Raw genomic sequence first — 9,270 nt, 5'->3', positions numbered from 1 at the left:
AAGATGGCGCCGCGCGTCAAGCTGCTCTACCAGCAGATGCCGGAACCCAAGTACGTCATTGCGATGGGTGGCTGCGCCACCAACGGCGGCCCCTTCTACTACGACAACTACTCGGTTCTCAAGGGCATCGACAAGGTGATCCCGGTCGATGTCTACCTGCCGGGCTGCCCGCCACGGCCTGAAGCGCTCATGTATTCGGTGCTGAAGCTGCGTGAGAAGATGAGCAAGCAGCGCCAGCTCTCCGAGCGCTACAGCCGGGTCTGAACGAAAGGCGCTCCTCCGCCCCACCTGCACGCCATGCTAGAACGACTTCGCCCCCACCTGCCGTCTTTTCTGCGATACATCGCCATTGGCGGCTTTGTCTTCATCATCGACTTCGGCAGCTACGCAGCGATTCTCAACAATGACATCACCTACTGGAAGGCTGCGGCCATCTCGCAGATCATCGCGTTCATCACGCACTTCCTGCTCAACAAGCACCTGAACTTCCGCAACCACGATCGACCTACGTCGCAGCAGTTCGCAACCTATCTCGTGGTCGCGCTCTTCTGCCTCGGCGTTGGCATTGCCGTGGTGCAGTGGTGGATCTGGATCTTCGGCGCCTCGAGGGTCAATGCGTACATCGCCAAGTGCGTCGCTGTCGGTGTGAACATTCCCATCGGCTTCATCGGCCACAAGAAGCTGACATTCGGCCAGGGTCTCAAAGCCGTGGTCATCAAGCGCCAGCAAGCCGCCTGACAACGTCGGCGCGCGCGCCCCTCCTCTCCTGAAGATCAAGCGTGTGCCAGCCCGTCCGGCGCACCCCCCCCTGGAACGACAAAGGGCACCGCCCGCGGGCGGCGCCCTTCATCGTTCTCAGCCAGGCGTTCCCCCCGGGAAGGTCAGGCGCGAACCACCTGGGTCATGGCGCCGCAGCTGAAGTTGGTGATGCTCACCCGCGCCGCGACGTCACGCGCGATCTTGCGAATGGTCTGCGACAGCGGGGTATCGCTGTCGATGAGCTTTCCCATCTCGCCGAGGTCGGCCTCCTGGCAGAGCAGCGGATCAAGCGGGAGCGAGCCGACGAGCGGCATGCCCATGCGACGTGAGATCTCAGCCCCACCGCCCTTGCCGAAGATGGGGGTCTTCTCGTTGCAGCAGGGGCACTGGAAGTACGACATGTTCTCGATGACGCCGAGGGCCGGAACCTTCGTGTCGCGGAACATGGTCACCACCTTCGAGGCGATGGTGAACGCGACTTCCTGCGGTGTGGTCACGGCAACCACGCCCGCCAGGGGAACCGACTGCGTGAGCGTGAGCTGGGCGTCACCCGTTCCCGGCGGGAGATCGACGAGCAGGTAGTCGAGCTGTCCCCAGTCGACGTCGTACATGAACGTGTGAATGGCCTTGTGCACCATCGGACCACGCCAGACGACGGCCTGCGAGCCCGTCACCATGAACCCCATCGACATGACCTTGATGCCCTCGCGCTCGATGGGCAGAATCTTGCCGCTCTCGCTGCCGGTGGGCTTGTGATCGTTCATGCCGAGCATGCGGGGAATGCTGGGACCGTAGATGTCTGCGTCGAGCAGCCCCACGCGGGCGCCCTCGCGCGAGAGCGCCAGCGCGAGGAGTGCGCTCACCGTCGACTTGCCGACCCCGCCCTTGCCGCTGGCCACGGCAACGATGTTCTTGATGCCACCCACCGCCTCGCGATTGCCGTGACGGGCCCCTTGAACCGTGGAGTCGAGCTCCACGTGGGCCTTGGCCACCCCGGGGATGCTCAGCAGCGCGCGCTGCACGTCTGCCTGGATCTTGCCCTTGAGGGGACAGGCCGGGGTGGTGAGCATGACCTTCACCGATACCTCATCGCCGTTGATGCGGATATCGCGAATCATGTCGCAGGCGACGAGGTCCTTGTGGAGATCCGGTTCTTGAACGGTGCGCAGGGCGTCGAGCACCTGCGCCTCAGTGATATTGCTCATAGAAGCTCCTTGTCGTTGCCGTCGTTCTCACCGACGGTCTGGATGCCGGGACAGCCTGCGCATGCGGCGTTGAATGTCGCGACATCGTCTCAGAAAAGACATCGTGACGGCATCTCGGGGGCGATGCGTGGCCGAAGGCTGTGTGCAAGCAGAATACACCCTTCGACAGGCTCACTCCTCTGACACGCCCGTTCTGCCTGAACCAATGCCCACGTTCGCCGCCTCGTCATGCGTGACGCTCGCGGCCCGCATGCGCCGAAAAGCCACCCAGACCGACGTCATCCAGATGGTTCCCGTGAGCCACCCCCCGAGCACGTCACTGGGCCAGTGCACCCCGAGATACACCCGAGAGACCCCAACCAGGAGGGCCGCCCCTCCACAGGCCGACCATACCACGACCCGCCACCGTCCCGAGACACGCCCTGTGCCGATGATGGCCAGTGCTGCAAAGAAGCAGAGCGACGCTGTGGCGTGCCCACTCGGATAGCTCCATGACGCTGGCACTGCCAGACCGTAGAACGGCACAGGCCGGGGCCGTCGGAAGAAGGTCTTCATCGCCATGACGAGCAGCGCGGCCCCGGCCATCGACACCCGCCTTCCCTGCGCGTACAGCACGACGAACAGCAGCAGCGAGACCAGCGCGAGGGCGCCCGGGCTGCCCAGCGTGGTGCACAGCTTCATGAGCGGGAGAAGCCATACCTGGCGGTCGCGCACCTGAGCGCGCACGGCGTCGTCGAACCCGGCCACCTCACCCGCGATGACCTCGTGCGTGAGCCAGACCATCAAGAGCGCGCTGACCACAGAGAGACACAGCCCCAGGGACAGCGCAGACAGCCCCTCTCGTGACGGGCTGCTGCCTGGCGTCGCACTCACACCTCTGGTTCCACCCACGTCTCCATAACGGTGCGGAACGCATCCACCACGTCCGGATCGAACTGCGTCCCCGAGTTGCGCGTGATCTCGTCGATGGCGACCTGCGCGGGCAGCGCGGCGCGATAGGGGCGTGTGGTGGTCATGGCGTCGAAGGTGTCTGACACGGCGACGATGCGCGCATAGATGGGAATGGCGCCACCCTTCAGCCCGGACGGATAGCCCTTGCCATCCCAGCGCTCCTGATGATGAAGAATCGAAAGCTTCACCGATTCGGGGAGGTTGTGCAACCCGCGCACAATGCTCTCACCGATGGCCGGATGCTCCTCCATGCGCCTCCGCTCAGCGGGGTTGAGCAGGCCCGGCTTGGTGAGCACCGATTCCTCGATGCCGATCTTTCCCACATCGTGAAGGATGGCGGCCATCTCGAGGTTCGACAGGTCTTCGGCCGTGAGCCCGAGATGCACCCCCAGGCGATGGGCGAGAATGGTCACACGGTCGACGTGTCCGCCTGTATAGGGGTCCTTGGCCTCGATGGCGTTGGCCAGGGCGAGAACAACCTCGCGCGTCGACTCGTGGCGGCGCGCGTTGTCGATGGCGATGGATGCCTGCTGCGCGATGGCCGTGAGCAGATCGAGGTCGCTCTGCACGAACAGCCCCTCGCTGATGCGATTGTCTACGTAGATGACGCCGGTAGAGATGCCCTTCACCAGGAGGGGTACGCACATGACCGACCGCAGCTCATGGATGACGATGCTCTCGTAGGCCGAGAGGCTCGGTTCGTTCATGGCGTTGCTCGTGAGCAGGGGCTCGCCGGAAGAGGCGACCCGCTCGAACAGACCCCGGCTGACCTTGAACTCGTCGGCCTCGATGCTCTCCTGATCGAGGTTGCGCGCGTGGCGCACCGCCAGACGATCGTCTCGTTCACGCAGAACGACGAACCCCCGCTCGGCCCCCGTCACCTCGATCACACGGTCGAGCACGCGCCGCAAGACCTCGTCGATCTGAAGCGAGGAGCAGAACTCCCTGCCCACCTCGAGAAGGAGGGCCAGCTGCTCAGCCTCGGAAGACGTGGCCCGCGACACACGCACGATGGCGTCGCCTCCTACTCGTGTGGGAGCACAGGCCGATAGCCGACCTGGAAGTCGTCCTTCTTGTCCTTGAAGAAGACGACGCTGAGCTCGGTGGAGAAGAGGGTCCAGTTGCGCAGGCGACTGACGACCCGCTCGGCGTCGGCGCCCGTGAAGATCTTCTGGCCGAAATCGACATCGCCATCGTGGGCGATGTCGCCCAGAACGACCTGCTTGACTCCCCACGAGAGCGATCGATACCCGCGTCTGGCCTCTGACTTCGTCAGCTTTCGCGCGTAGAGCGTGATCTTGTCGATGGGATATTCGTACTCGTCCTTGTGACGGAACTGCGTGAAGTGATCGTAGAGCTGACCGAATCCCTCAGGCACCACCTTCTGCTTCAGGGCCATGGCGAGTCCGTACACCATGCGGGTGGTGGTTCCGCTCTTGAGATCGAGACGAACGGTGGTGGTGGGCATCTTCGGCAGGGTCACCCGGTCGTAGCGATCGTACCACCCGCTAAAGCCCATCGACTCGACCCATGCCAGCTCAGCCGCGACCTCTTCTGACGAGAGCCGGGCAGCCATGAGCACGTTCAGGTCCTTCTTCTTGTCATGGCGCACCCACACAGCGGTGCCGTCGCCATAGAGAACGAAGTCCGGCAGTGCGGTCAGCTCCTGGAGCTGCGATTCAAAGCCGCCTCGGGTGCTGATCTCGAAGATCACGTGGGTGGGGCTCGTGTCGTAGACGAAGGGCTCAGCGCCGCAGAGGCGCATGGCCGCAACCAGCAGGAGGGTCGTTGCAATCAGGAAGGCGCGTGCGTTTCTCATGATGTCTTCAATCCATTCTCGCGCAACCAGCCCTGCAGACGCTGCAGGATGCGGGTCTCTCGAAACTTGTACCAGCGCTCTTTCTCGAGCGGCACGGGTGAGAGGGCGTCAACGTGATTGCGCAGGGTTCCCCCGCCCGTCACCGCCATCTGGAGGCGTTCTTGCAGCTTCTTGTCTTTCACCGTGGCGCGAAACGCCGCCATGTCGGCGTACGTCTCCTCGCCTGTGGGACGCGGCAGCTTGAGAAATCGATCGACTTCCTTGTCGAGCAACGTCTTGAAGCGGAGAAGCTCGGTCTTGTTCATGCTCGCCGTGATCTTCACGACGTCGCCCTTCTTCGTATCGACGTAATACATGGCCTCGGGGCTCGGATCGAGCGCTGCCTGGAGAAGTGCGCGGGCATTGACGGTGACCATGGAACCTCCCGGTGAGTGAGCGCCGCGGGATGGCCCAAGGCCGCTCCCAGACCGGAGGGTATTAGCCCCAAGCGCGCAGGTTCCTCTTCGCCCGACCCGGCGCCGTCGGGAGAGCCGTTGGAGGCTGACTTGATTTCAAGGCGCGGTGCCCGTAAAATAGGGGGCATATGATCTCTCCCCGCGCCAGACGAGGCTTCACCCTTATCGAACTGATGATCGTCATCGCCATCATCGCCATCCTGACGAGCATTCTCGTCCCCAACTTCGTTCGCGCGCGCTCGCAGGGCCGCGTGACAGCCTGCAAGACAAACCTCAAGAACATCGCCGCCGCCACCGAATCGTACTCCACCGCCAACGGTGGCCGCTATCCGCTGAACCTCTCCCTGCTGTCACCGAGCTACATCCAGTCCATTCCCACGTGCCCCTCCGCCGGTTCCAACAACCCCTACACAAACGGGTTCAGCTCCGCGTCCGTGCCGGACGCCTACACCCTGGTGTGCTCGGGGAACTACCACGGCGAGCTCGGCATGCACAGCGGCTATCCGCAGTACCTGAGCGCGACAGGCCTGCTCGAGCGCTGAGGGTCTGCCGCTCTCACGCCTCGCTGATGGTCTCGCGTGTGACGCGCGTGATCTCGACCCGTACCCCCCTGCGCACCGGCTCGCTGTTCACGCGCAGGCCATGGCTCTGATCTCCTGCTCGAAACGTGAGCTCGCCCTGCATCTCGCGACCCTTCTCCATGGGATTGAGATTGGCCAGGCGCATCACGCTGAACGGCACCACCGTCCGGAGGATGGGCGGCACCTCGAGCACATCGGCCCGCCCGTCGATGTGGTACTCGACGTGCAGCGCGTCATCGCTCGGCGAGAGCACCACGCGGTCAGCACCACTGCCCACCATCTGGGTGAGGATCTGGCGAACCAGCGCGGAGACCGGATACACCTCCTCGTCGACCACCGGCCAGTCGCCCTCGGCCACCTCCGGGACGTCAAGTCGAGGCAGCCGCGGTCGCGCGGCCACGAACAGCGCCTGCGCCGTCTGAAGGGCCTTGCCGAGCTCATCGAGCACCTCGATGAACCGATCGAGCGACATGCCTTGCGGTGCTTGCGCGGAGACCTTCTCGAGCTCGGGCACCGCTGCGTCTGAGACGCGCAGCTGATCGAGCAGCGCGGCGGCATAGGGCAGGTCGGTCTCACCAGAGTCGCCTTCCCGTGCGCGCAGGCGGTTCACGAGCTCGACCACCGGCGTTCCGAGGTCGACCAGGATGCTCACCGCTGTTGCGTCGTCTTGCGAGAGAAGACCCACGAAGAGGTGATCGGTGGTGAGGAAGGGGCTGTGCGCGCGACCGGCCTCTTCGAAGGCCAGCTCGACGGCTCGCCGCACCCGCCAGCTGAAGCGCCGTATCAAGGCGGGTTCAGACCGCGAGCGGAACTTCTCGAGCGTTGCCCGCGCAAGGTGGACATCGACCCCGTGATCCGCCAGGAGGTCGGTCCCCATGCTGCGACCGGCGAGAAGGCCGATGAGCACGTGCTCGGTGCCCACGTGCTCTGCCTTCAGGAACTCTGCTTCCTGCTGGGCGAGCACGAGCGCCTTGACGCAGCGATCGCTCATGGCTTCCCAGTCAAAGCCCCACCCGGACGAATCCACCCGCTCCTCCTCTCGGAGACCTTCAGCGCGGCATCGACTTCCCACCCGACGCAGCGCAGCCTCGCGCGCGGCCTCGTGCGCGGGGCGACCGATCTCCTCTACCGCATGACCTGTCTCGCTGCGCGCGATTCACGCAGCATCCGTGACGTGACACGACGTCGCGATGATGAATATATTCCTCATCGCGCGCGCCTCCCTCTGCGCTCCCCACGACAGGCCTCTCAACCTGCAGCGTGGAACCCTCGGGCATGTCCCCTGATGCCCTTCGACAGCCGCGCTCTCCGCGCCCTCCCGACCACGTGAGCGCGGCGCTGGTGGTACTCGCGCGAGGCGGCATGGGCGATGTCCTGGTGAGCAGCCCGGTGATCGACGCCCTTCGCCATCGATGGCCGGAGGCACGCATCGATGTCCTGGTGCGCAAGGGGGCCGCCGACATGGTGGCCAGTCACCCAGAGGTGAACGAGCTGCTGGTGGCCGACGAAGGAGAGCTCGACAGCCGCGACGGCTTCCACCGCTGGCTCGAAGAGGTGCGACGGCGACGCTACGATCTGGGCCTCGTGCTCTGGAGCCGCTTCGCGGAAGCCTGGCTGCTCTGGCGCGCAGGCGTGCCCCACCGTGTGGGACAGGACTCGCGCCTCACCTATTCGTGGATGTACACGCATCGGGTGCCGATCCGGAGCGAGCATGGTGACACCACCTCGCACTGGGTCGACTGCCAGCTCGACTACGCACGCGCCGTCGGCGCCGACCTCCCCGAACCGTTCCCCCGCCTGTTCCTGACAGATGCCGCCCGCACACAGACCGCCGCCATCTGCGCCGAGGCCGGCATCGAGGGCCCATACGCGGTGCTGCACGTGGGGCGAGGCATCCCCCTCGACAGGGAGAAGCTGCCCCCGGAACCGTTCGCGGCCATGGCCGATGCAATCGCGCGGGAGCACCGGCTTGCGGTCGTGCTCACCGGCGGCCCGTCGGAGATCGACGTGGTGACAGCAGTGGCCGAGACGATGCACGAACCCTGCGTCAGCCTCGCCGGGCGGCTCTCCGTGCCCCAGCTGGGGGCCCTGCTCGAGCGCGCCCGCCTGGTCGTCGCAAACGACTCCGGCCCCATGCACATGGCTGCGGGCGTGGGGGCCCCGACGGTGGGCATCTTCGCCATGCAGAGCGACCTGCCCAGGCGCTGGGGCCCCTGGCGAGGAGAGATCGTACGCCCCGACCGGTTTCGCTGCAGCGCAGCGTGCCGCAAGGAGACCTGCGCGCGCATGACGTGCTACGAAGACATCACGCCAGAAATGGTTGTGGCCGCCACGCGGCGCGCACTGCGCCAGCGATGACGGCCACATCCACGCGCTGAGCGACCCGCCTCACGACGAGCGTCGCTCACCTCACGGCGGGTTCCCCGTCAGGAAGCCACCTCGAGTGCGTCTTCCACCGAAGATTCGACCTCGCGCGGCCGCTGGATGGCGGACGCAAGGCCGAGGCGCTCGAGAACGCGGATGAACATCCACGAGATGTCGACCTGCCACCACCGGATGCCGTGCACCGCACAGCGCGGACGGGCATGGTGGTTGTTGTGCCACCCTTCACCGAGAGCGATGAGGCCGACCCACCAGAGGTTTCGCGAACCGTCCGGGGTGTTGAACTCTCGCGACCCCATGAGGTGACAGAAGCTGTTCACGCACCACGTGGCGTTCCACAGCAGCACCGTGCGCAGGAAGACGCCCCAGAGAACGCCCTGCCACCCCGCGAGGACGTAGCAGAGCACGGCCAGCGAGACAGCTGGCACGACGGAGGGGAGCGGGCGGTCGAGCCAGCGGAAGAACGGCTCAGAGACGACGTCCTTCACGAGCAGCTCGTTCTTCTCGATCTTGCGACGCAGAAAGATCCAGCCGATGTGCGAGAAGAAGAAGCCCCGCGTGGGGGTGTGCGGGTCGAGGGGCTTGTCGCTGAGCTGATGGTGGCGACGATGAACCGTCGACCACTGCACGGGGCCGCCCTGGAGGCTGGCCGTGCCCAGAAAGCCGAAGATGTTGCGGAGCCATCGCGGCGTCTTGAAGCCCCGGTGGGCAATGAGACGATGGAATCCGACGGTGATGCCAAATCCGGTGGCGAGGTAGAGCACCACGAGAAGCACCAGATCGATGGGACGCGGACGGGTGGCAACCACTGCCATCACCGCCAGTGCGTGGAAGAGGATGAGAAAGGGGGTGTGTATCCAGTTGAGCTGGTTGGCGAGACGAATGAGTGAGCGCAACGAGAGGCCTCCAACAGGTGACTGCGCCACTGCGCGTCGCACACACGTGCGGCGCGGCATGAGCAGGCCCTCTTTCGCCGGACGCCCTGTTTTTCCTGTGACGACCCAAAGATTGACGAGAGGGCCGCGGCCTGAGATGCCGAACTCCGGGAGAGCATGCACCGCAAGCTCCTCCTGCTCATCTCTGTTGGCCTGGTGCTGACATTCGCCCGCCCCCACCGG

At 65.1% G+C, this 9,270-nt stretch carries 10 protein-coding genes; 4 read left to right on the top strand and 6 right to left on the bottom strand.

From position 1 onward, the window contains the following. Both nuoB and EB084_13150 read left to right on the top strand, forming a co-directional pair. Positions 1-264, top strand: a 264-nt coding sequence (gene nuoB / locus EB084_13155) for an NADH-quinone oxidoreductase subunit NuoB (GenBank protein NDD29205.1), incomplete at its 5' end; no start/stop codon positions are given. A gap of 33 nt (positions 265-297) precedes the next feature. Next, positions 298-738, top strand: a complete 441-nt coding sequence (locus tag EB084_13150; protein NDD29204.1) for a GtrA family protein — start codon at positions 298-300, stop codon at positions 736-738. Positions 739-881: 143 nt separating this feature from the next. Here the strand turns inward: EB084_13150 and EB084_13145 are convergent, their stop codons facing one another. The 4 genes from EB084_13145 to EB084_13130 form a co-directional block, all read right to left on the bottom strand. Further along, positions 882-1,964, bottom strand: coding sequence for an iron-sulfur cluster carrier protein ApbC (locus EB084_13145; protein ID NDD29203.1), 1,083 nt, complete (start codon positions 1,962-1,964; stop codon positions 882-884). Positions 1,965-2,135: 171 nt separating this feature from the next. After that, the gene (locus EB084_13140) at positions 2,136-2,765 is read right to left on the bottom strand and encodes a phosphatase PAP2 family protein (GenBank protein ID NDD29202.1); all 630 of its coding nucleotides are present in this window, start codon (positions 2,763-2,765) and stop codon (positions 2,136-2,138) included. 68 nt (positions 2,766-2,833) lie between these two features. Further along, on the bottom strand, positions 2,834-4,150 hold the full coding sequence (locus tag EB084_13135; protein NDD29201.1) for an HD domain-containing protein: 1,317 nt from the start codon (positions 4,148-4,150) through the stop codon (positions 2,834-2,836). Between the two features lie 580 nt (positions 4,151-4,730). Then, on the bottom strand, positions 4,731-5,150 hold the full coding sequence (locus tag EB084_13130) for a hypothetical protein (protein NDD29200.1): 420 nt from the start codon (positions 5,148-5,150) through the stop codon (positions 4,731-4,733). 167 nt (positions 5,151-5,317) lie between these two features. Between EB084_13130 and EB084_13125 the strand changes: the two genes are divergently transcribed. Then, positions 5,318-5,731 (top strand): type II secretion system protein, encoded by a 414-nt coding sequence (locus EB084_13125; GenBank protein ID NDD29199.1) that lies wholly within the window; start codon positions 5,318-5,320, stop codon positions 5,729-5,731. A gap of 13 nt (positions 5,732-5,744) precedes the next feature. Here the strand turns inward: EB084_13125 and EB084_13120 are convergent, their stop codons facing one another. Further along, positions 5,745-6,797, bottom strand: coding sequence for a hypothetical protein (locus tag EB084_13120; protein ID NDD29198.1), 1,053 nt, complete (start codon positions 6,795-6,797; stop codon positions 5,745-5,747). A gap of 248 nt (positions 6,798-7,045) precedes the next feature. On the opposite strand from EB084_13120, the gene EB084_13115 reads away from it, so the two are divergent. Beyond that, on the top strand, positions 7,046-8,128 hold the full coding sequence (locus EB084_13115; GenBank protein NDD29197.1) for a glycosyltransferase family 9 protein: 1,083 nt from the start codon (positions 7,046-7,048) through the stop codon (positions 8,126-8,128). Between the two features lie 68 nt (positions 8,129-8,196). Here the strand turns inward: EB084_13115 and EB084_13110 are convergent. Beyond that, a partial coding sequence (locus tag EB084_13110) for a hypothetical protein (protein ID NDD29196.1) occupies positions 8,197-9,270 on the bottom strand: 1,074 nt, incomplete at its 5' end.

It is taken from the genome of Pseudomonadota bacterium, from assembly GCA_010028905.1.
GTDB lineage: Bacteria > Vulcanimicrobiota > Xenobia > RGZZ01 > RGZZ01 > RGZZ01.
Note: the sequence above shows the minus strand (reverse complement) of the source record. Positions and strands in the feature narration are given on the sequence as shown.

What these genes read in the sequence shown, in the direction of transcription:
- EB084_13150 (NDD29204.1), top strand. Translation starts at nt 298, where the DNA reads ATGCTAGAACGACTTCGCCCCCACCTGCCGTCTTTTCTGCGATACATC.
- EB084_13145 (NDD29203.1), bottom strand. Translation starts at nt 1,964, where the DNA reads ATGAGCAATATCACTGAGGCGCAGGTGCTCGACGCCCTGCGCACCGTT.
- EB084_13130 (NDD29200.1), bottom strand. Translation starts at nt 5,150, where the DNA reads ATGGTCACCGTCAATGCCCGCGCACTTCTCCAGGCAGCGCTCGATCCG.
- EB084_13125 (NDD29199.1), top strand. Translation starts at nt 5,318, where the DNA reads ATGATCTCTCCCCGCGCCAGACGAGGCTTCACCCTTATCGAACTGATG.
- EB084_13115 (NDD29197.1), top strand. Translation starts at nt 7,046, where the DNA reads ATGTCCCCTGATGCCCTTCGACAGCCGCGCTCTCCGCGCCCTCCCGAC.